A 21,921-nucleotide genomic window follows, 5' to 3' on the forward strand; every position below is an offset into this window, starting at 1 on the left:
TCATAACTAGGGGAGAAGTTTCCGACCGGCAACAAAACAGCCTACCTCTGAAACCGAACTCAATTTCTTGATTTTCAAGAAAGTGCTGCGGAATTTTCCCGTTGCGGCGTTACAGCCACCAATCCGCTTGCAGTCCTGCCCCTATACATTACACCTGAAAAGAAGCAGTGCAGAGGAGAGCGAGAATGGCCAAAGACACGCCCCAAACCTTCTACCTGAAAGATTACACCCCTTTTGGATATGACGTTGAAAGCGTTCACCTGACCTTCCGCCTGACGCCGGAAACCACCCGCGTTCTCAGCAAGATCCGCTTTGCCCCGAAAGCGGATGCAGCTGACAAGACCTTCTTCCTGCACGGTGAGGACCTCCAGCTGATCTCAGCAAAGATCGACGGCCAGGACATCGCACCCGAAACCACCGATAAAGGCCTTACTTGCAAAGTGCCCAGCGCGCCCTTCACCTGGGAGGCCGAAGTGGAAATCAACCCGGCGGGCAATACCGCGCTGGAGGGGCTTTATATGTCCAACCGCATGTATTGCACCCAATGCGAGGCCGAGGGGTTCCGCAAGATCACCTATTACCCCGACCGCCCCGACGTGATGTCCACCTTCACTGTCCGCATCGAAGGCGACGAACCGGTGATGCTGTCGAACGGCAACCCGATGGGCCAGGGCGAAGGCTGGGCCGAATGGCACGACCCCTGGCCGAAACCGGCCTATCTGTTTGCGCTGGTGGCGGGCGATCTGGTCAACTACCCCGGCGGCTTCACCACCAGGTCCGGCAAGGATGTCGAGCTGAACATCTGGGTCCGTCCCGGTGACGAGGGCAAATGCGCCTTTGGCATGGAGGCGCTGAAGAAGTCGATGAAATGGGACGAGGACGTCTACGGGCTTGAGTACGACCTCGACCTGTTCAACATCGTCGCCGTGGACGACTTCAACATGGGCGCGATGGAGAACAAGGGGCTGAACATTTTCAATTCCTCCTGCGTTCTGGCCTCGCCCGAAACCTCGACCGACGCCAATTTCGAGCGCATCGAGGCAATCATCGCCCATGAGTATTTCCACAATTGGACCGGCAACCGGATCACCTGCCGCGACTGGTTCCAGCTCTGCCTCAAGGAGGGGCTGACCGTCTTCCGCGACGCCCAGTTCACCGCCGACATGCGCTCGGAACCGGTCAAGCGGATCGAGGATGTGATCACCCTGCGCGCCCGCCAGTTCCCCGAGGATGGCGGCCCCCTCGCGCATCCGCCGCGGCCAGAACAATTCCAGGAAATCAACAACTTTTACACCGCCACCGTCTACGAAAAAGGCGCCGAGGTGATCGGCATGCTGAAGCGGCTGGTGGGGGATGACAACTACTACAAGGCGCTGAGACTCTATTTCGAGCGCCATGACGGCCAGGCCTGCACCATCGAAGACTGGCTGAAAGTGTTCGAAGACGCCACTGGGCGCGACCTGCAGCAATTCAAGCTGTGGTACAGCCAGGCCGGCACGCCGCGGGTGAAGGTGTCCGAAGACTTCGCGGACGGCACCTACACACTGACGTTTGAGCAATCGACGCCCCCGACGCCCGGCCAGCCGGACAAGGCGCCGCGGGTGATCCCGATGGCGGTGGGCCTGCTGTCCCCCAACGGCAGCGAAGTGCGCGCGACCGAGGTGCTGGAGCTGACCGGGGCAAAACAAAGCTTCACCTTTGGCGGCCTCGCCTCGAAACCCGTGCCGTCGATCCTGCGCGAATTCTCCGCCCCGGTGATTCTGGAACGTGAAACCACAAACGCCGAACGCGCCTTCCTGCTGGCGCATGACACCGACCCCTTCAACCGCTGGGAAGCAGGCAACGCGCTGGCCAAGGAATCCCGCGTGGCAATGGTTCTGGATGGCGCCGCCCCGGATGCGGCCTATCTCGATGCGCTGGAAAAGCTGGTGCGTGACGACGATCAGGATCCGGCCTTCCGCGCCCTGGTGCTGACCCCGCCCAGCCAGGCCGACATCGCCCAGACCTTGCATGAACGCGGCTTCACACCCGATCCGCAGAAAATTTACGACGCGGCAGAGACCTTTACCCAGACCCTGGCGCAGCAGCTGGAAACCAGCCTGCCCCGGCTGTATGCTGCCACAACGGTGGACGGCGCCTATGCCCCGGATGCAAAAGGTGCCGGCAAGCGCGCCCTGAATGGCCGCATCCTGTCGCTGCTCACCCGTCTGGACGGAGGCGAACAGGCCGTGCGCCAATACGCAGCTGCGGACAACATGACCCAGCAATACGCCGCCCTCGCCGCGTTGATGAAAGCCGAAAAGGGGGATTCCCAATCACAGGCATTCTTTGACCAGTGGCAAGACGACCGGCTGGTGATGGACAAATGGTTTGCCCTGCAGATCGCCTGCTCCGCGCCACAGAAAACCGCAGCCACCGCGGCCGCCCTGACCAAACACGCTTTGTTCGACATGAAGAACCCCAACCGTTTCCGCGCAGTTTTTGGCGCATTGGCGGGCAACCACGCGGGCTTCCATCATGCAAGCGGCGAGGCCTATGCCCTGCTGGCAGACAACCTGATTGCATTGGACAAGCTGAACCCGCAGACCACCGCCCGTATGTGCGCCGCCTTCCAGACATGGAAACGCTATGGTACGGACCGGAAAGCGCTGCTCCGTGCCCAGATGAGCCGCATTGCCGGCGCGCCGGGCCTCAGCCGGGACACCAATGAGATGATCACCCGGATCCTGGATGCCTGAAACACCCTCTCCGGCGGCGGGCTACAGCTTCTCCCGCCGGGGCCGCTCTCTGGCTGCGATGCTGGCAACTGGCGCCTGGCTGGCGGTACTGCTACTGTCGTGGCTGTTGCTGGATGCGGCCGTTTTGCTGGTGATCCTGCTGGCCCTGCCGGTTCTCCCCGCGCTTCTGGATCTGATCCGCAATCCCCTGTCAGGCCTCATGTTTTCGGGAAACCAAATCGAATGGTTCACCGGAGGCCTGACCGGCAAAGCCGAACTTGGGGAGATCGACCGTGTACGTTTTGACACCCGCTGGGATTTCTCAGTCCGCGCCACATTGATCCTGCGCAGCGGCAAGCGCATCCGCCTGCCGCAGGAGGCCACCCCGCCGCACGCCGAAGCAGACGCCGCATTCCAAGCCCGCGGCATCAAAACCGAACGTCATCATTTCGCTGCGTTCTGACGGCCCGGCCTGTAAATTTGCACATCAGCCGGCGCGCGTGTCGCTGCCCCCCGCGAATGTTCCCATTTAGGCGTGAACTTTCCCAGTGCCGCCATCTTTGCGCCCCAATGTCTGACGACATTGTGAGAAACGACAAGCTGCCACTCACCAGGAAGCGCAAATGCTCACAACCTCTCGACAGGCACGGGATCTTCTGTCCCGAATTTCAGGTCTGGTTTCCGACCGTGCCAAGCCTGCCGCCATTCCTGTTCCTGTTCCTGTCCCTGCTCCGCACCCAGCCCCGGCAGCGGAACTTCCGGACCGCCGCCTGGAAGACAGCCTGTCCATCCCGGTCTGCAGCGCAAGGGGTGATCCGGAGTGCATCCAGGCCCAGGACAGCGGCCAGTTTCTGGCCCGGCAAGAGCGCTGGGACGAACTGTCCCGGCAAATCCGTGACGCGGATCAAACCCGCGCCGCCGCCCGCTGCGGTCTGCCGCTGGCTGACCTCGTCGCCTATGGCGCCCGGGCTGATGTTGTGAACGCAACCGAACATGCTTTGGCGGAGGACCAGGATGCCTGCAGCCGCTCATTGATCCGCGGCCTGATGGCGTTTGAGGCGCTGCGGGCCGAGAACCGCCAAGATCCCTATCTGACGGCCCTGGTTGCCCTTGCCCATATCGACATCGGCTGGGCCTGGCGCGGGACCGGTGGTCAAACCGTGGCATCGCAGCCGAACCAGCGCCGCTGCGCCGCCCATTTCGACCGTGCCGCGGCCTTGCTGGATCCAATTGAAAAAGGCTGCCGGGACAGCCCGTTTCTGAAAGCCGCACGCTGTGCGCTGTTTGCCGGCCGCAACGCCGGGACGCTGCGGGTGGCGGACGAATTCGGCGCGCTGATTGATCTTGCTCCCGGCAACCACCGCCACATGCGCACACTCGGCGCCCATATGCTGCCACACCGGTCCGGCTCCTATGCGGCCCTCGAACTGGAGGCCCGCCGCACCGCGTCCCGCACCGCTGAAACCTGGGGGGCTGGCGGCTACACCTGGGTCTATTTCGACGCCATTTCCATTGACGATCAGGCCTGCGCCCGTGTTGACACCCGGCTCTTCCTCGACGGGCTGAAGGACATCGTCAATGCCAACCCCTCGCAGGAGATGGTCAACCTGCTGGCCGCCTATTGCACGGTTTCCCTGCGCAGGGGCCTGGGCCAGAATTTGCAGGCCGACGTGCCGCGGCTGAAGATTGCCGGGGCCGCAACCTGGCTGATCCGCGATCACCTGACGGAACTGCATCCGCTGGTCTGGGCTCATGCTGCCGAGGGATTTGACAACAGTGACCGCATCCGTTCCGTCAGCCGCTTGGCTGACCGCGGTCATGACGGCGCGCTTGCCGCCATAGCCGGGCAATTCCGCGGAGAGATCGAAGGCGGGCAGAAAGTCGCCTTTACCAACCACGGCCTGCAATTCAGCCCGGCATAGCCGGCCGGTTCTCATGAAAAACGGGGCCAAGGCCCCGCTTTGCTACTTCTTTTTAAAGGCATCCATCAGCGCCGCACCCAGCGCGCCTGTGCCCTGCTCCTTGCCTTGGCTCCCCTTGGGGCTGGCAGACGTTTTTCCTTTTCCGCCTGCAGGCTTGCCGCCCCGCCGTGGTCCTGCACCCTTGGCCGGGCCGCGCGCATTCCGGTCTTCCTTGGCCGACGCACCGCCATCTTTGCGCATGGTCAGGCCGATCCGTTTGCGCGTCACGTCCACTTCTGTGACCGTCACCTTGACCACCTGCCCGGTCTTCACAACCTCATGCGGATCCTTCACAAACCGGTCTGCCAGCTGGCTGACATGCACCAGCCCGTCCTGATGCACGCCAATATCCACAAAGGCGCCAAAGGCTGCCACATTCGTTACCGTGCCTTCCAGCACCATGCCCGGCTTCAGGTCAGTGATCTGCTCCACCCCGTCTTTGAAGGATGCCGTCACAAATGAAGGGCGCGGGTCGCGGCCCGGCTTTTCCAGCTCCTGCAAAATATCCCGGACAGTGGGCAGGCCGAATTTGTCGCTGACAAAATCTTCAGCCCGCAAACCTTTCAAAGCGGTTTCATCGCCCATGATCTGCCGGATGTCGCGCCCGCAGGCCGCAACCACCTTGCGCGCCACATCATAGGCCTCGGGGTGGACCGAGGACGCATCAAGCGGCTCCTTGCCATCCCGGATGCGCAGGAAACCGGCACATTGCTCAAACGCCTTGGGGCCCAGCCGCGCGACCTTCAGCAACTCCTTGCGGGTCATGAACGCCCCGTTCAGGTCGCGGTGTGCGACAATCGCCTCCGCCAAGCCGGGGCCAAGCCCCGAGACATGCGCCAGAAGCGGTGCCGAGGCCATATTCAGATCCAACCCCACACCGTTCACCGCATCCTCGATCACCGCTTCCAGCGATTTCGACAGCTTGTGCTGATCGACATCATGCTGGTACTGGCCCACGCCGATGCTCTTGGGCTCGATCTTCACCAGTTCCGCCAGCGGATCCTGCAGGCGCCGGGCAATCGACACCGCGCCGCGCAAGGACACATCCAGATCCGGAAACTCCCGCGCCGCCAGCTCGGATGCGGAATAGACCGAGGCACCGGCCTCGCTCACCACCACTTTGGTCGGCGCCTTCACCTTGGCAGGCAGATGGTTCAGCACTTCCGCCACCATCCGTTCGGTCTCGCGGCTGGCAGTGCCGTTGCCGATGGCAATCAGCTCGACGCCGTGTTCGGCGATCAGCTTGACGATCGACACCTGCGCGCCGCGCAGGTCGTTCTTCGGCTGAAACGGATACAACGTCTCTGTCGCCACCAGTTTCCCGGTTGCATCAACCACCGCCGCCTTGACGCCGGTGCGGATGCCCGGGTCCAGCCCGAGGGTCGGCCGCGCACCGGCTGGCGCCGCAAACAGCAGGTCTTTCAGGTTTCGCGCAAACACCTGAATCGCATCCTCCTGTGCCCGGGCGCGCAGATCGCCCATCAGTTCCAGCATCATCGACAGGCTCAGCTTCACCCGCCAGCACCAGCCCGCCACCTTGCGCAGCCAGATATCCCCTGGACCGTTGCCGCCCGCGCCCAATTCCGCGGCCACCATCGCCTCGGCCCGTGCCACACCCTCTTCCGGTTCCGGCCCGGCATCCAGCGTCAGCACGCCTTCGTTAGATCCGCGCAGCATCGCCAGTGCCCGGTGCGACGGCACATCGGCCCAGCGCTCAGTATGTGCGAAATAGTCGGAGAATTTGGCGCCTTCCTGCTCCTTGCCCTCGATAACCTTGGCGGTCAGCACCGCCTCCCGCTGCAGGAATTCCCGCAGCCGCCCCAGCAAATGCGCATTCTCTGTCAGACGTTCGGTCAGAATATCCCGTGCCCCGTTCAACGCGTCTTTCACCGTCGCCACCGTCTCGGTGATGTAACCTTCGGCCAGTTTCTCCGGATCTGCATTCCGATCCGCCAAAATGGCGTCTGCCAAAGGCTCCAGCCCGTTTTCGCGGGCAATCATCGCCTTGGTGCGCCGCTTCGGCTTGTAGGGCAGATAGATATCCTCCAGCTGCGCCTTGGTTTCAGCCTTGGTGATCGAGGCCGCGAGATCGTCAGTCAGCTTGTCCTGCCCGCGGATCGACTCGAGGATCGCCGCCCGCCGTTTCTCCAGCTCGCGCAGATACTCCAGCCGTTCTGCCAGGGTGCGCAGCTGGGTATCGTCCAGCCCGCCCGTCGCCTCCTTGCGGTAGCGCGCGACAAAGGGCACTGTCGCCCCCTCGTCCAGCAGCGCAACGGCGGCGTTCACCTGTTTCGCGGCAGCGCCGATCTCTGTGGCGATGGTCTGGCTGATGCGGGCGGATGTGTCCAAGGCGGCCTCCTGTTGAACTGCTCGGGCTGCCAGTTCTAGCTCCGCGCAGGCGTATCGCCAAGGGGCTGAATCAGTCTCGAGCAAGCCATCGCAAAGGGCAGCGCCCGCCCTTGGGCGGAAGGAAAGCACCCGCGCATGGGGCGGACTGGCGCTGCCCGGGCTTACAGCCCGAGCAATTAAGGACGTATCCGCGCCTCCCAGCGCATTCTCGGCCACCAGCCCCTTGCCCCTTGCTCCGCACACGCCTAGAACCCTTGCCAACCAAGGACATTCGGATACGGCGGAAAACCATGCTCGACCTGACATATGAACTCCCCAAGCCCAAGGTGATCGCGGGCGCCAAGCATGACTGGGAACTGGTCATCGGCATGGAGGTGCATGCCCAGGTCAGCTCCAAAGCCAAGCTGTTCTCCGGCGCCTCCACCAAATTCGGCGCCGAGCCGAACTCCAATGTGGCCTTTGTGGACGCGGCAATGCCCGGCATGCTGCCGGTGATCAACGAATACTGCATTGAACAGGCGGTGCGCACCGGCCTTGGACTCAAGGCGGATATCAACCTGTGGTCCGCCTTTGACCGCAAGAACTATTTCTACCCCGACCTGCCGCAAGGCTACCAGATTTCCCAGCTCTACCACCCCATCGTGGGCGAAGGCGAAGTGCTGGTGGAGCTGGGCGACGGCACCGCGCGCAACGTGCGGGTTGAGCGCATCCACATGGAGCAGGACGCGGGCAAATCGATCCACGACATGGACCCCAACATGTCATTCGTGGACCTGAACCGCACCGGTGTCTGCCTGATGGAGATCGTCTCCCGCCCCGACATCCGCGGGCCGGAGGAAGCCGCCGCCTACATCGCCAAACTGCGCCAGATCATGCAATATCTGGGCACCTGCGACGGCAACATGCAGAACGGCAATCTGCGGGCCGACGTCAACGTCTCGGTCTGCCTGCCCGGCCAGTATGAAAAGTACCAGGAGACCCAGGACTTCTCGCACCTCGGAACCCGTTGCGAGATCAAGAACATGAACTCGATGCGCTTCATCCAGCAGGCCATCGAGGTCGAAGCGCGCCGCCAGATCGCCATCATCGAAGCAGGCGGCAAGATCGACCAGGAAACCCGGCTTTATGATCCGGACAAGGGCGAAACCCGTTCCATGCGCTCCAAGGAAGAGGCGCATGACTACCGCTATTTCCCCGACCCCGACCTGCTGCCGCTGGAAATCGAACAGGCTTGGGTGGATGACATCGCCGCCAATCTGCCGGAACTGCCGGACGAGAAAAAGGCGCGGTTCATCAAGGACTTCGGCCTTAGCGATTATGACGCCTCGGTGCTGACCGCCGAGGTGGAAGCGGCCGCCTACTTTGAAGAAACCGCCAAGGGCCGCAATGGCAAGCTGGCCGCCAACTGGGTGATCAACGAGCTGTTCGGCCGCCTCAAGAAAGAAGACCATGCCATTACCGACTCGCCGGTTTCCCCGGCGCAGCTGGGCGGGATCATCGATCTGATTTCCTCAGACGCAATCTCTGGCAAGATCGCCAAGGACCTGTTCGAGATCGTCTATACCGAAGGCGGCGACCCGGCGCAGATCGTCGAGGAGCGCGGCATGAAGCAGGTGACGGATACCGGCGCCATCGAGACCGCCCTGGACGAGATCATCGCTGCCAACCCGGCGCAGGTCGAAAAGGCCAAGGTGAACCCGAAACTGGCGGGCTGGTTCGTCGGCCAGGTGATGAAGGCCACCGGCGGCAAGGCCAACCCCAAGGCGGTGAACGAGCTGGTTGCCAAGAAACTGGGCGACTGATCCCTGCCGGAACCCTATCTTAAGAAGGCGCCCCTGCGGCGCCTTTTTTGTGCTCCATGACGAGGGCTAAACAGCACGCGCTGCGCGCCAGTGCCCGGTCCATCACACAAGGCTGCATACCTCACGCTTGCCAAATCAACGCCATTCGAACCCCCGAAGCAGTTGCAAATCCGGCGAAATGCTAAAATTGACAGCTCCGGTGCCACCTGCCGCTTTCTGTTCTGAATGGCCCCCATTTCCCGATACATACAAATCAAAAGACCTGCCTGAACCACCGGAATAGCTTCTGAAGCCTGTGCAGGTGCTGCTACAAGGCTTCATGCCGCGCCGCTAATGCCTTCCTGTTTTTGAGGTTTGGCAGGCCGTTCCTGCTCCTCAACCCAATTACCCGTCTTGGCCCGCTCCAAATTGCTTGGTACAAGCCGTCAAGCTGGAAGAGAAAAGCCAATGCACCCCTACGAATACAAAGTTATCCCCGCCCCCGCCAAGGGCACCAAGGCGAAGGGTGTAAAGACCCCGGAGGCACGCTTTGCCAATTCGGTCGAGATCCTGCTGAACGAAATGGCGGCTGACGGCTGGGAATTCCAGCGCGCCGAACTGCTGCCCAGCGAGGAACGCTCCGGGCTTACCGGTTCGACCACCAACTGGCGCAACGTGATGGTGTTCCGCCGCGCCACTGCCGCGGAGCAGGCAGCGGAAACACCGCCCCCAGGCCGCAGAGAACCCGCTGCGCCTTCGGTCGCATTCCACCGTTCCGAACCCCAAGCACCGCCGCTGACAGCCGCGGCCGGCGATCCGGAAGCGCCCCCGGAAGCAAGCCAGGTGCCCGGTGCCGGTGCCGCCAGGATGCAGTCAGATGACGGTGTTGAAGAGCTGAGCCCGGTTGCAGGCATGACCGCCGCGCTGAAAAAACGCGCCGAGCAGAAAGGCGATGGGGAGGGCTGATCCTCCCCTGCGCCCTTATCTCCCGATATCCAGCGCCAGTGCGTGAATGCGGGGCACGATACCACCCAGTGCCTTGTGCACGGCGCGGTGCTGCGCCACCCGGTTCATGCCCTGAAAGGCCTCTGCCCGGATCATCACCGCAAAGTGGCTCTCGCCCGATCCATCGTCGCCGGCATGGCCTGCGTGTTTGTGGCTTTCGTTCACCACCTCCAGTGCGCTGGGGGCAAATGCCGCCTGCAGCGCTGCCTCCATCTCTTGCTTCACGTTCATTTTCCGCTCATCCCATCTTTTTTCGACGCGCCCCCTTCAATCTGGCGCCCCTTAGACTAAACTGCTGCCTCCGAGTCGAACAGATGCGTCTAGAAGGTGCGCCCCCATGAGCAAGTCCGATCCCTTTGGCTTTGATATGTCTATCCGCTCAGCCAAGAAAAAGAACCCGCGTGGACGCCGGGCCGCCACTGGCGCGTCCGAAACCTCCGTTCGTGTCTGCGACAAGGACGGCTGCGAGGAAGCCGGCAAGTTCCGCGCCCCCAAGGCGCCGGATGTGCTGGATGATTTCTACTGGTTCTGCCAGGAGCACGTCCGCGAGTACAACAATGGATGGAATTTCTTTGAAGGCACCACCGAGGCTGAGCTGAACGCGCAGCGGTCCAAAGACAAGGTCTGGGAGCGCGAAACCAAGCCGATGAGCGACCCCGAAGCCCGCGCCTGGGCGCGGCTGGGCATCGAGGATCCGCATCAGGTACTGGGTGGAAACGCCACGCAGAACCCCGGCCGCGCCGCCAAGGCAGGCCGCCGCCTGCCCCCCACCGAGCGCCGCGCGGTCGAGATTCTGGAGGCCAAGGACGATTGGACCAAGGCTGATATCCGCAAGGCTTATAAGAAGCTGATCAAGGTGCTGCACCCGGATATCAACGGCGGCGACCGCAGCCAGGAAGAGCAGCTGCAAGAGGTCATGTGGGCCTGGGACCAGATCAAAGACAGCAAAAGCTTCAAATAAGCGGCCGGAATACCGATGCGCGAAGGGCGGCCAGGGGCCGCTCTTTTTTTGCCGGCCTGCGGGGGGCTTGGTCCCCAAAGCATTTCCGCCAGGGCAAGAGGCACAACAGCCATAAGGCAAACCAGTCCGCAGCCAGAGGTTTCCGCCAGCAATGCGGCTGTCTCCACTCCTGCGCTTTCCCGCCTGCTGCCCCAATATCGGCCCGTCCGTTATGGGCGGTCTTTTGCCGAAACTTTAAAATAGACTCTTTATTTCTTTGACGTGTGCCGCCATGACCGGTTACCCAAAGAGGAGCCGGCCGCAGCCTTCCCCCCAATGCTCATCAAGAGCCGGCAAAACGCGCCCCCCGCTGCCCGGCTGGGGGCGCTGTGCATAGGATCGGGCGCTGCCCGCCTTTCCCGACCGTCCTGTCCAGATCCAGAACAATCGCAACCTCAGCCGGTTTGCGGCGCTACTTTCCCTTGCCCTTGCCCGCCAGATCAGGCACCAATCCCGCGAAATGACCCCTGACAGCAGGGAAGAGGGATAAGGATCGACTGCGATGACCGACGGCTTTGTGGATATGGATGCGAAACCGACCGAGACGATTTCGGTCCGCGATGTGTTCGGGATCGACACCGACATGACGGTCAAGAGTTTTGCCGAAGGCTCCGAGCGGGTGCCGGCGGTGGACCACACCTATAAGTTCGATCCGGAAACCACATTGGCCATCCTGGCAGGTTTCAGCCACAACCGCCGGGTGATGATCCAGGGCTACCACGGCACCGGCAAATCGACCCACATCGAACAGGTCGCCGCCCGGCTGAACTGGCCCTCGGTGCGGGTCAACCTCGACAGCCACATCTCGCGGATCGACCTGATCGGCAAGGACGCGATCAAGCTCCGCGACGGCAAGCAGGTCACCGAATTCCACGAAGGCATCCTGCCCTGGGCGCTGCGCAACCCGGTTGCGATCGTGTTTGACGAATATGACGCGGGCCGCGCCGACGTGATGTTTGTGATCCAGCGGGTTCTGGAGCATGACGGCAAGCTGACCCTCTTGGATCAGAACGAGATCATCACCCCGAACCCGTTCTTCCGCCTGTTTGCCACCGCCAACACCGTGGGTCTGGGCGACACCACCGGGCTGTATCACGGCACCCAGCAGATCAACCAGGCCCAGATGGACCGCTGGTCGCTGGTCTCGACCCTGAATTACCTGAGCCACGATGCCGAAAGCGCGATCGTGCTCAGCAAGGCGCCGCATTACAACACCGAGAAGGGCCGCAAGACCATCTCCCAGATGGTGACCGTTGCCGACCTGACCCGCACCGCCTTCATGAACGGCGACCTGTCCACCGTGATGTCGCCGCGGACGGTGATCAACTGGGCCCAGAACGCCGAGATTTTCCGCAACGTCGGCTATGCCTTCCGCCTGTCGTTCCTGAACAAATGCGACGAGCTGGAACGCCAGACCGTGGCCGAGTTCTACCAGCGCTGCTTTGACGAAGAACTGCCGGAAAGCGCGGCCAGCGTTTCGCTGGGCTAATCTGTGACGTGCCGCTCGGCCGTTAGGCCGGGCAGCGCCCGTCCCGCCCTCCGTCAAGCCGGAGGCGTGCTTTCAGCACGACGGGGCGGGCACTCCGCTTCCCTTCCCGCCGGGCCGGGCGCTGCCCTATCCGCAGCTGGCCACTGGACTTTCCCGAAAAGAGGGGGGATGCTCACAAGGGACTAGGTGCGACCATGAAAAAGCCGAACGACAACCCCGCCGATCCATTCAAGAAGGCCTTGGCCGAAGCCACCAAAGTTATGGCCAACGACCCGGACCTGTCGGTCAGTTATACTGTTGACCCCTCGGGGCTCTCGGGCGACTCGATGCGGCTGCCGCAGGTCTCCCGCCGGATGAGCCGCGAGGAGGTGCTGCTGGCCCGCGGCACCGCCGACGCGCTGGCGCTGCGCCACAAGTTCCACGACAACGCCACCCACGCCAAATATGTGCCGCAGGGCGAAATGGCCCGCGACCTCTATGAGGCGATGGAAACCGCCCGCTGCGAGGCGATGGGCGCGCGCCACATGCCCGGCACTGCCTCCAACATCGACGTGAAGATCCGTAACGAGTCGATCCGGCGCGGCTATGATCAGATGAAGTCCTCCTCCGAGGCGCCGCTGGCGGCGTCCGCAGGCTATCTGATCCGCCATCTGGCCACCGGGCGCCCGCTGCCCGAAGGGGCGTCGAACATCATGGAATTGTGGCGCGGTTTCATCGAATCCCAGGCCGGCGGCACACTGGAAGACCTGGACGAAAAGATCGCCGATCAGGCCGAGTTTGCCAAACTGGCGCGGCAGGTGATTTCCGACCTCGGCTACGGCGACCAGCTGGGCGACGACCCGGATGAACTGGACGACGACACCAATGACGATGCCGAAGACAACGCCGAAGAGCAGGACGATCCGGACAGCAGCGGCCAGGACGATTCCGAGGACGATCAGGCCGACGCCAGCCCCGAGCAGGCCCAGGAGCAGCAGCAGGACGAAAGCCAGGCCCAGGTCTCGATGGACGAGATGGCGGATGACGAGTTCGCCGAAGACACCGAAATGCCCGACGGCGAAGCGCCGCTGGAGCCGCCTGCCCCGCCGCCAGCTTCCGAGGCTGACCCGGACTACAAGGTGTTTCAGGACGCCCATGACGAGGAAATCGCCGCCGAGGATCTGGCCGAACCTGCTGAACTGGAACGCCTGCGCGCCTATCTTGATCAGCAGCTGGAACCGTTGAAAGGCGCGGTTTCCCGCCTTGCCAACAAGCTTCAGCGCCGCCTGCAGGCACAGCAGAACCGGTCGTGGGAGTTTGACCTGGAGGAAGGCACGCTGGACGCCGGCCGCCTGGCCCGCGTTGTCGCCAACCCGACCACCCCGCTCAGCTTTAAGCGCGAGAAGGACACTGAATTCCGCGACACCGTGGTGACGCTGCTGCTCGACAACTCCGGCTCGATGCGCGGCCGCCCGATCTCCATCGCGGCAATCTGCGCCGATGTTCTGGCCCGCACGCTGGAACGCTGCAATGTGAAGGTCGAAGTTCTTGGCTTCACCACCCGTGCGTGGAAAGGCGGCTTGGCCCGCGAGGCCTGGCTGAACGACGGACGCCCGCAGCAGCCCGGACGCCTCAATGATCTGCGCCACATCATCTACAAGGGCGCCGATGCGCCGATGCGCCGGACCCGTGCCAACCTGGGCCTGATGATGAAAGAGGGCCTGTTGAAGGAAAACATCGACGGCGAGGCGCTGGAATGGGCGCACCGGCGGATGATGGCCCGGCAGGAAGCCCGCAAGATCCTGATGGTGATTTCGGACGGGGCGCCAGTGGATGATTCGACGCTGTCGGTGAACCCGGCGAACTATCTGGAAAAACACCTGCGCGATGTGATTGCCATGGTGGAGAAGCGGAAACAGGTGGAACTTCTTGCAATCGGCATTGGCCATGATGTGACCCGGTACTACGAACGCGCGGTCACGATCACCGATGTGGAGCAGCTGGCCGGCGCGATGACCGAGCAGCTGGCGGCTCTGTTTGACAGCGACCCGCGCGCCCGCGCCCGGGTCATGGGCATCAAACGCGCCGGCTGACGTCAGCCCTCTCCCTTCAGCCAGGGGCGCCCTCCCGCGCCTTTGGCCTGCATCGAAGATGCCGGCCTCAGTCTTGGGCACAGCCGCGTGCTGACGCGCGCGGCGGCACCCTATGCCCTGAGACCGGGCGGGAGCTGCCGCCTCCCCCGTGCCGCTTGCCCCGCAGCAAACCCGCATCGTCAGGCTTGCCAGCGGCAAGGCGATTTGGGACAAGAAGGCGCGCGCAGCCGTGCCCATTCCTTTACGCCGCCACGGGCATCTGCCCCAAGCCGCTCCGCTCATTCTTCAGGAGAAACACCCATGTTCCAGACTTTCGACGTGACCGCCCGCCCGGAACAGGGCCCGCCCCGGCTGGCTGCCCTGCGCAAGGAACTGGCGGCAGAAGGCCTCGATGGCTTTCTGGTGCCGCGTTCCGACGCGCATCAGGGCGAATACGTGGCACCGCACGACGAACGGCTGGCCTGGCTCACCGGGTTCACCGGCTCGGCCGGCTTCTGTGCAGTACTGCAGGATATCGCCGGCGTGTTCATCGACGGCCGCTACCGCACTCAGGTGAAACGCCAGGTGGCAGCGGATTTCACCCCCGTGCCCTGGCCCGAGGTGCAGCTGGCGGACTGGCTGAAGGAACAGCTTCCCGATGGCGGCAAGATCGGGTTTGACCCCTGGCTTCATGCCGCGGGCCAGATCACCGCGCTGACCCAGGACCTGAAGGGCAGCGGCATCACCCTGGCACAATGCGGCAACCTGGTGGACCGGATCTGGCAGGATCAGCCCGCACCGCCGATGCAGCCGGTTTCCGCGCATCCCATTGAGTACGCGGGCGAAAGCGCCGCGGACAAATGCGCCCGCCTTGCCAAGAGTCTGCGGGATGCAGGCCAGGCGGCAGCCGTCATTACCCTGCCCGACAGCATCATGTGGCTGCTGAACATCCGCGGCAGCGATGTGGCGCGCAACCCGGTGGCGCATGGTTTTGCCATTCTCCACAGCGATGCCCGTGTCGACCTGTTCATGGCAGCGGCGAAGCTTGACCGCCTGGACGGCCACTTCGGCAGCTCTGTTTCCGTGCATGACCCCAAAGCCTTCCTCGACGCAACTGCAGCGCTGAACGGCTCAGTCGCCGCGGATTCCGGCACCCTGCCGCAGATCGTGGCGGACGCGCTAGGCGAACGGTTGGTGCCTGCAGGCGATCCCTGCGCCCTGCCCAAAGCCCGCAAAAACCCAGCCGAGATTGAGGGCAGTGCCGCCGCTCACTTGCGCGACGGCGCCGCAATTGCCGAAATGCTTGCCTGGCTCGACGTGCAGACCCCCGGCACGATCACCGAAATCGACGTGGTGAAGAAACTGGAAGCGCTGCGCCGCGAGGACCCCGCCCTGTGCGACATCAGCTTTGAAACCATCGCAGGCACCGGCGAAAACGGCGCCGTGATGCACTACCGGGTGACCGGGGAAACCAACACCACACTGCAGGACGGCCACCTGCTGGTACTGGACAGCGGCGGCCAGTATCTGGATGGCACCACCGACATCACCCGCACCATCGCCATCGGCACGCCGGGAGAGGAAGAGCGCGCTGCCTTTACCCGCGTGCTGCAGGGGATGATCGCCATGTCCCGCCTGCGCTGGCCCAAGGGGCTGGCGGGCCGCGACATCGAATGCATCGGGCGGATGCCGCTGTGGCTGGCAGGCCAGGATTTCAACCACGGCCTTGGCCATGGCGTCGGCGCATACCTCAGCGTGCATGAAGGCCCGCAGCGGCTGGCCCGCACCAGCCATGTGCCGTTTGAACCGGGTATGATCCTGTCGAACGAGCCCGGCTACTACCGCGAGGGCGCCTTTGGTATCCGGATCGAGAACCTTCTGGTGGTTGAACCGGCCCCGGCTCTTGACAGCAGCGATCCGGAGCGCGAGATGCTGTGCTGGCGCACACTCACCTTCGCCCCCTTAGACCGGCGGCTGGTGAACGCCTCCATGCTGACAGCCGACGAGACCTCCTGGATCGACAGCTATCACCAGGAGGTTCTGGCAAAGATCGGCCCGCAGCTCAGCCCTGCCGCACAGGTGTGGCTTGATGCCGCGACTGCCCCCTTGTGACAGCAGGCTGACACCCGGCTGTTACACAGACTGAACAGAAACAGACGACACGAACGAAGAGAATGGGAAAACACGCATGACCAATATCCGTATCCGCAAGGCCGAAGGCACCTGGGTCGTCCGCTCCGGCGGCGCTGTACTGGGAGAAAGTTCCAATGCTTTGGAACTGACGGAGGGCGATATGGATCCGGTCATCTATTTCCCGCGTGAAGACATCGCCATGGCCTTCCTCGACCGGACCAGCAAATCGACCCATTGCCCGCACAAGGGCGAGGCCAGCTACTTCTCGATCGCCAACAAGTCCTCGGTCACCGAAAACGCGGCCTGGAGCTATGAGCACCCGGCTGAAGCGGCGTCCAAAATCAAAGGCTGCCTGGCATTCGTGCTGAGCGACTCTGTCAAAGTCGAACAAGTCTGAACCTGTTGTCCGGGTTGCGGGGCGGCACCATATCCCGCGCCGCAACCGGGCATCAGGAACAAGTTTTACCGGAAGTAAAAAACGGCCGGCGCCAAGGCACCGGTGTAGCGCATTTGCGATGCAGCAGCTTCCACCGCCTGATACCCGGTGAAGCATTAACGGCCCGGCTCCGCAACTGGGGCCGGCGCAGCTATTTTTTCACAAAGGCCGAAGTTCAGGTCAAAATCGCGCGGCTGAGGTTCCGCCTGGCTTCCTCCAGCGCATCACCTGCACCAAGAATGCCTGTTTCGCGGGCGCATTGGATCGCATAGTTGATCGCTGCTTCCAGCGCTGCCCGTTCATTTGCCTGTTCGTCCGCCTTGTTGTTCGCGCCAGCCTCTTGCGGGCCGGTTTCGAAATTGCACATGTTTTCCTACCGTATGAGTAAGCCTAGCAATAATCCGCTTACAGTGTTGGGTCAGGCGCCGTTTCAGAGCAATAAAATTTTTAACTTAACCTTTACGTGTCACCGATTTCGCACAGATTCCGGCATGAATGCGCAATTTTTCCCGTAACAGCGGGGGGATGCACCGGTCGGGCCGCGGCGATCAGATACCCGATTGCCCGGTTCCGCCTATCTGTGCTCCTCCGCTGCGGTAGCAGCCAAGGCACGGTTGTAAGCCTTCAGCGCATCCACATGATACAGTGCGCCGATGATTTCCTCTGTTCCGCCCTCTTCCATCATTACTGGCAAAAAGGCCGCTTCTGCCCGGTCGAACACCGGCATCGCCGCCTCCAGTGACGCAGAAGCACGGATGCACAGTCCCTCCTCAACCAGCGTTTGACAGTCCTCCAGCGACGCACAGCGGCTGTCGCCCATCGGACGCATCACCGCACCGGCGCGGATCAGCGCCAGCAAATAGGCCTGCGGCCCCGCCGCGCAGTGAATGTTCCGGCTCTCCAGCTGGGTCAGGAAAAACGACCGGTGCACCAGCCGCGACGCCAGTGCGGTTGACATCGACACCGAAACCATCACCGCCAGGCCGATCTGCCAGTCGCCGGTCAGCTCGAAAACAATCAGTGTGGTGGAAATCGGCGCTCCCAGTACCGCGGCAGCCACCGCCCCCATGCCGGCAAAGGCATAAAGCGTGTGGGTGCCGGACACATCCGGCAGCACTGCAGTGGCGATCAGGCCAAAGGCCAGCCCGGTCAGCGCCCCGATCATCAGCGAAGGCGAAAACACCCCGCCGCCCATGCGGCCGCCCATGGTGATCGCCACCGCGGCTGTCTTGACCACGGTAAAGACCACCGCCTGGCCCAGCAGCAGCCCGCCGGTCAGCGCCAGCACAGTGGTCTCATAGCCAACACCGATGATGTGCGGGTACCAGACCGCGATGCCCCCAAGGATGGCTCCCGACACCGCCGGGCGCAGCCAGCGCGGCACGCTCAGCCGCTCCTGCACGTTTGTGCCGACCTTCTCGGCAAAGAAAATCGCCCGCATCAGGACCACCGCCACCATCCCGCAGATCAGCCCCAGGATCAGGAAGGCAGGCAGTTCGACGTAGAATTGCAGCGCGCCTGGTGTGACCAGCGTGAATTCAGTGACATCGCCGTATTCCAGCCGGTTGATCACCGTGCCCGCCACCGAGGCAACAACGATCGGCGCAAAGGCATTGATCGAGAAGTGCCGCAGCACCACCTCCATCGCAAACAGCGCCCCGGCGATCGGGGCGTTGAAGCTGGCCGAGACCGCCGCCGCCACCGCGCAGCCCAAAAGGTCGCGCCCGGTGATGCCGTCGGCGTTGATCCGGTTGCTGACCCAGGTGGCGATCACCCCGGCCATATGCACAACCGGCCCCTCGCGGCCCGACGAGCCGCCGGTCGACAGGGTAATCAGCGAGGCCAGCGCCGAAGCGGCGCCTGCGCGCATCTCGACGCGCCCGTCATGCAGTGCTGCGCCCTCGATCACATCGGCCACCGCCCGCACACGCCCGTCCGGGGTGAACCGGTCCAGGATAAGGCCAACCACCAGCCCGCCGCCCGCGGCAATGGCGACCAGCATGTACCACGGCAGCCCCTGCGCAAAAGAATGCAGGTAATCGACGTCCGGCGCGCCATAGATCCAGGCCTGCAGGGCCGAGATGCCCTTGCGGAAAAACAGCGCCGCAAAACCGGCGGCGATGCCGATCAGCAATGCAATCAGCCAGAACTGGAACTGGCTGGGACCGCGATTGCGCAGCACCCGCCAGATGCCCTTGAGGCCAGCCAGCCACTGCAGGAAAACTGCGGAAATCGATGAACGGATTTCTTGCACCATAATCTGTCAACGGGTCTTTTCGTTTTAATAGCCTACACATGGCACAGGCCGGGTAAAGACCCCTCACCCGCAACAGGGGGCCGCCGCGGTGGTCCGGCTGGCTACCCGGCCAGCAGTGCGCGGGCGGCAGCGCGGGCCTCTTCGGTGATGGTATCACCCGACACCATGCGGGCAAGCTCATCTACCCGCTCAGCCTCGGCCAGCGGCACCACCTGCGACAATGTCATGCCGTCCACCACCTGTTTGCGCACCTGCCAGTGATGGCCGCCAAGGGCTGCCACCTGCGGCGAATGGGTCACCACCAGCACCTGTCCGCTGCTGGCAAGGCTGCGCAGGCGGCGGCCCACGGCATCCGCCGTCGCACCGCCGACACCACGGTCGATCTCATCAAAAATCAAGGTTTTGCTAGCATCCTCGCCGCGCAGGCAGACCTTCAGCGCCAGCAAAAACCGGCTGAGTTCGCCGCCCGAGGCGATCTTGTTCAAGGCCCCTGCCGGAGCGCCCGGATTGGTCGCCACGGTAAACGCCACCGCGTCGATCCCTTCAGGCCCCGGCGCGCAGCTGGAAATGCGGGTTTCAAACACCGCCCGTTCCATCTTCAGCGGCGCCAGTTCCGCCATCACGGCCTGATCCAGCGCAACAGCACTTTCGCGGCGGGCTGCACTCAGCTGTTCCGCGGCCTGCGCATAGGCGGCCTCGGCGGCCTTCAAGGCGGCTTCCTGATCGGCCAGGTCCTGATCGCCTGCATCCAGCGCCGCCAGCTTACCGCGCAGGGTATCCGCATAGCCCGCCAGTTCATCGGCCTGCACATCGTGTTTGCGTGCCAGCCCGCGGATGGCAAAAAGCCGTTCCTCACAGTCTTCCAGCTCGCCCGGATTGAACTCCAGATAACCCAGCACCCGGTCGACCCCGTCCTGCGCATCGCCCAGTTCGATCATCGCACGGCTGAGGGCGGCCAATGGCTCCTCCAGCCCGGTGCCGCTTTCCTGGCCTGCAACACCCTCCAGCCAGCGCTGCGCTTCGCCCATGGCGGCCTCGGCGCCTTCGCTTAGCAGCGCATGGGCGCGGGTGATGTCGCCGCGGATGCGCTCGGCCGCCTGCATCTGACGGCGGCGGGTATCCAGCGCCTCGTCCTCGCCCGGTTGCGGCTCCAGCTTATCCAGTTCGCCCACCGCATGGCGCAGGAACTCCTCCTCGGCCCGCACCGCGTCCAGGGCGGCGCGTGTGGCCTCAACGGTCTTGCGCGCCTTGGCCGCCCCGGCCCAAGCCGCCCGCACCGAGGCCAGCAGCCCCTGCACATTGGCATACTGGTCCAGCAGCGCCATATGCCCGCGCGGGTTCAAAAGCCCGCGGTCATCATGCTGGCCGTGCAATTCCACCAGGGTTTCAGACAAGGCCCGCAGCACCTCGCCCGAGCAGCGCCGGTCGTTGACCCAGGCGGTCTTGCGCCCCTCAGCCGTATTTACCCGGCGCAGGATCAGCGTCTCCCCCCCGGGCAGGCCCGCCTCCTCCAGAATGGCATGCGCCGGATGGCCCTCGGCCAGATCGAACTCAGCCAGCACTTCGCCCTGCGCTGCGCCCTGGCGCACCAGTTCGGCCCGCCCGCGCCAGCCCAGCACAAACCCCAGACTGTCGAGCAAAATGGATTTCCCCGCCCCGGTCTCGCCGGTCAGCACATTGAGGCCGGGCTGAAAATTCAGCTCCAGATGATCAATGATCAGGATATCCCGGATATCAAGCGCGCGCAGCATAGCCCCGCCTCCGTGCAGCAGCGGCCGTTACAGCCACTGCCCTTTCACCGTCTGACGATAGATCTGGCTCAGCCAGTTGTTGCCCCGGTCCCGCAGTTTAAGCCCGTTCGAGGTCAGCAGCTTGTAACTGCTGTCGTACCATTCGGTGGACTGGAAGTTATGGCCCAGGATGGCACCCGCCGTCTGCGCCTCGTCGGTCAGCCCCAGCGACAGATAGGCCTCGACCAGCCGGTGCAGCGCCTCGGCTGTGTGGCTGGTGGTCTGGAAGTCCTCGACCACCACCCGGAAGCGGTTGATCGCAGATGTATAATGACCCCGGCGCAGATAATAGCGGCCGATCTCCATTTCCTTACCTGCCAGATGGTCAAACGCCAGGTCGAATTTCAGGATCGCCGAAGTGGCATATTCGCTCTCGGGATAAACCTCGATCACCGTGCGCAGCGCCTGCAGCGCCTGAAAGGTCAGCCCCTGGTCGCGGCCGACCTCGTCGATCTGGTCGTAATAGCTGAGTGCCAGAAGATACTGGGCATAGGCGGCATCTTCATCAGCCGGGTAGAAATCGATGAACCGCTGCGCGGCGGCGCGGCTGTTCTCGTAATCCTTGGTGCTGTGAAAGGCAAAGGCCTGCATGATCACCGCTTGTTTGGCCCATTCGGAATAGGGGTACAGGCGCTCGATCTCGGCAAAGTAATAGGCGGCGTCCTTGGGCTGTCTCTGGGCCAGCTCGAATTCACCGCGCTCATAGATCTGCTCGGGTGAGAAAGCCTCCAGAGACTCGCCCCGCTTGACCGCGCCGCCGTCTCCGCCGCAGCCCGCAAGGGCCGCCATCAGAAGGACCGCGCCGAGGGTTTTGGCTCCCGCCCTGATGCCGTTCATAGTGCCTAACCTCACCGTCTTTGACTTACGGGTGTCCGCCCCGGTTATGCCGTCTCTAGCACATCCAAATGGCGTGCAAAACGCCTTTCGCCAATTCCCCGTTCACATGGCAGAG

At 63.3% G+C, this 21,921-nt stretch carries 16 protein-coding genes; 10 read left to right on the forward strand and 6 right to left on the reverse strand.

Features of this window, described 5'->3' with window-relative positions; all coding sequences use genetic code 11:
* Positions 1–185 precede the first annotated feature (185 nt).
* From pepN to AC0KW6_RS17915, 3 genes are all read left to right on the forward strand, one after another.
* Positions 186–2,738, forward strand: a complete 2,553-nt coding sequence (pepN, locus tag AC0KW6_RS17905; protein ID WP_474035571.1) for an aminopeptidase N — start codon at positions 186–188, stop codon at positions 2,736–2,738.
* The gene (locus AC0KW6_RS17910; protein ID WP_474035572.1) at positions 2,731–3,180 is read left to right on the forward strand and encodes a hypothetical protein; all 450 of its coding nucleotides are present in this window, start codon (positions 2,731–2,733) and stop codon (positions 3,178–3,180) included. Before pepN ends, AC0KW6_RS17910 begins: the two co-directional genes overlap by 8 nt.
* A 160-nt stretch (positions 3,181–3,340) precedes the next feature.
* Entirely contained in the window at positions 3,341–4,639 is a 1,299-nt protein-coding gene (locus AC0KW6_RS17915; RefSeq protein ID WP_474035573.1) for a hypothetical protein, read from the forward strand.
* A 42-nt stretch (positions 4,640–4,681) separates the two neighbouring features.
* Here AC0KW6_RS17915 and AC0KW6_RS17920 read toward each other — a convergent pair whose 3' ends face one another.
* Entirely contained in the window at positions 4,682–7,027 is a 2,346-nt protein-coding gene (locus AC0KW6_RS17920) for a Tex family protein (protein WP_474035574.1), read from the reverse strand.
* 290 nt (positions 7,028–7,317) lie between these two features.
* Between AC0KW6_RS17920 and gatB the strand changes: the two genes are divergently transcribed.
* Positions 7,318–8,829, forward strand: coding sequence for an Asp-tRNA(Asn)/Glu-tRNA(Gln) amidotransferase subunit GatB (gene gatB, locus AC0KW6_RS17925; RefSeq protein ID WP_474035575.1), 1,512 nt, complete (start codon positions 7,318–7,320; stop codon positions 8,827–8,829).
* A gap of 447 nt (positions 8,830–9,276) precedes the next feature.
* The gene (locus tag AC0KW6_RS17930; protein ID WP_474035576.1) at positions 9,277–9,774 is read left to right on the forward strand and encodes a DUF4177 domain-containing protein; all 498 of its coding nucleotides are present in this window, start codon (positions 9,277–9,279) and stop codon (positions 9,772–9,774) included.
* 15 nt (positions 9,775–9,789) lie between these two features.
* On the opposite strand, the gene AC0KW6_RS17935 is transcribed toward AC0KW6_RS17930, so the two are convergent.
* Entirely contained in the window at positions 9,790–10,044 is a 255-nt protein-coding gene (locus AC0KW6_RS17935) for a BolA family protein (RefSeq protein WP_323779723.1), read from the reverse strand.
* Between the two features lie 106 nt (positions 10,045–10,150).
* On the opposite strand from AC0KW6_RS17935, the gene AC0KW6_RS17940 reads away from it, so the two are divergent.
* The 5 genes from AC0KW6_RS17940 to AC0KW6_RS17960 all read left to right on the forward strand — a co-directional run bounded on the left by AC0KW6_RS17940 (position 10,151) and on the right by AC0KW6_RS17960 (position 16,883).
* Entirely contained in the window at positions 10,151–10,774 is a 624-nt protein-coding gene (locus AC0KW6_RS17940) for a DnaJ domain-containing protein (protein ID WP_323779720.1), read from the forward strand.
* Between the two features lie 541 nt (positions 10,775–11,315).
* Complete coding sequence (gene cobS / locus AC0KW6_RS17945) at positions 11,316–12,302, forward strand: cobaltochelatase subunit CobS (protein ID WP_323779718.1); 987 nt, start codon at positions 11,316–11,318, stop codon at positions 12,300–12,302.
* Positions 12,303–12,496: 194 nt separating this feature from the next.
* Positions 12,497–14,374, forward strand: a complete 1,878-nt coding sequence (gene cobT, locus AC0KW6_RS17950; protein WP_474035577.1) for a cobaltochelatase subunit CobT — start codon at positions 12,497–12,499, stop codon at positions 14,372–14,374.
* 300 nt (positions 14,375–14,674) lie between these two features.
* Complete coding sequence (locus tag AC0KW6_RS17955; protein WP_474035578.1) at positions 14,675–16,465, forward strand: aminopeptidase P family protein; 1,791 nt, start codon at positions 14,675–14,677, stop codon at positions 16,463–16,465.
* A gap of 76 nt (positions 16,466–16,541) precedes the next feature.
* Entirely contained in the window at positions 16,542–16,883 is a 342-nt protein-coding gene (locus tag AC0KW6_RS17960; protein ID WP_323779711.1) for a DUF427 domain-containing protein, read from the forward strand.
* 214 nt (positions 16,884–17,097) lie between these two features.
* Here AC0KW6_RS17960 and AC0KW6_RS17965 read toward each other — a convergent pair whose 3' ends face one another.
* The 4 genes from AC0KW6_RS17965 to AC0KW6_RS17980 form a co-directional block, all read right to left on the reverse strand.
* Entirely contained in the window at positions 17,098–17,289 is a 192-nt protein-coding gene (locus AC0KW6_RS17965; RefSeq protein WP_323779708.1) for a hypothetical protein, read from the reverse strand.
* 207 nt (positions 17,290–17,496) lie between these two features.
* Positions 17,497–19,179 carry a chloride channel protein gene (locus tag AC0KW6_RS17970; RefSeq protein ID WP_474035579.1) on the reverse strand — a complete coding sequence of 561 codons (1,683 nt, stop codon included), beginning with the start codon at positions 19,177–19,179 and terminating at the stop codon, positions 17,497–17,499.
* Positions 19,180–19,280: 101 nt separating this feature from the next.
* Positions 19,281–20,930, reverse strand: a complete 1,650-nt coding sequence (gene recN, locus AC0KW6_RS17975) for a DNA repair protein RecN (protein WP_474035580.1) — start codon at positions 20,928–20,930, stop codon at positions 19,281–19,283.
* Between the two features lie 27 nt (positions 20,931–20,957).
* Entirely contained in the window at positions 20,958–21,806 is an 849-nt protein-coding gene (locus AC0KW6_RS17980; RefSeq protein ID WP_323779701.1) for an outer membrane protein assembly factor BamD, read from the reverse strand.
* Positions 21,807–21,921 lie beyond the last annotated feature (115 nt).

The organism is Leisingera sp. SA215, assembly GCF_055902035.1.

Coding starts and splice junctions, on each gene's coding strand:
- cobT (WP_474035577.1), top strand. CDS start 12,497: ATGAAAAAGCCGAACGACAACCCCGCCGATCCATTCAAGAAGGCCTTG.
- AC0KW6_RS17930 (WP_474035576.1), top strand. CDS start 9,277: ATGCACCCCTACGAATACAAAGTTATCCCCGCCCCCGCCAAGGGCACC.
- AC0KW6_RS17960 (WP_323779711.1), top strand. CDS start 16,542: ATGACCAATATCCGTATCCGCAAGGCCGAAGGCACCTGGGTCGTCCGC.
- AC0KW6_RS17935 (WP_323779723.1), bottom strand. CDS start 10,044: ATGAACGTGAAGCAAGAGATGGAGGCAGCGCTGCAGGCGGCATTTGCC.
- AC0KW6_RS17980 (WP_323779701.1), bottom strand. CDS start 21,806: ATGAACGGCATCAGGGCGGGAGCCAAAACCCTCGGCGCGGTCCTTCTG.
- AC0KW6_RS17915 (WP_474035573.1), top strand. CDS start 3,341: ATGCTCACAACCTCTCGACAGGCACGGGATCTTCTGTCCCGAATTTCA.
- gatB (WP_474035575.1), top strand. CDS start 7,318: ATGCTCGACCTGACATATGAACTCCCCAAGCCCAAGGTGATCGCGGGC.
- AC0KW6_RS17910 (WP_474035572.1), top strand. CDS start 2,731: ATGCCTGAAACACCCTCTCCGGCGGCGGGCTACAGCTTCTCCCGCCGG.
- AC0KW6_RS17955 (WP_474035578.1), top strand. CDS start 14,675: ATGTTCCAGACTTTCGACGTGACCGCCCGCCCGGAACAGGGCCCGCCC.
- AC0KW6_RS17940 (WP_323779720.1), top strand. CDS start 10,151: ATGAGCAAGTCCGATCCCTTTGGCTTTGATATGTCTATCCGCTCAGCC.
- cobS (WP_323779718.1), top strand. CDS start 11,316: ATGACCGACGGCTTTGTGGATATGGATGCGAAACCGACCGAGACGATT.
- AC0KW6_RS17970 (WP_474035579.1), bottom strand. CDS start 19,179: ATGGTGCAAGAAATCCGTTCATCGATTTCCGCAGTTTTCCTGCAGTGG.
- recN (WP_474035580.1), bottom strand. CDS start 20,930: ATGCTGCGCGCGCTTGATATCCGGGATATCCTGATCATTGATCATCTG.
- AC0KW6_RS17965 (WP_323779708.1), bottom strand. CDS start 17,289: ATGTGCAATTTCGAAACCGGCCCGCAAGAGGCTGGCGCGAACAACAAG.
- pepN (WP_474035571.1), top strand. CDS start 186: ATGGCCAAAGACACGCCCCAAACCTTCTACCTGAAAGATTACACCCCT.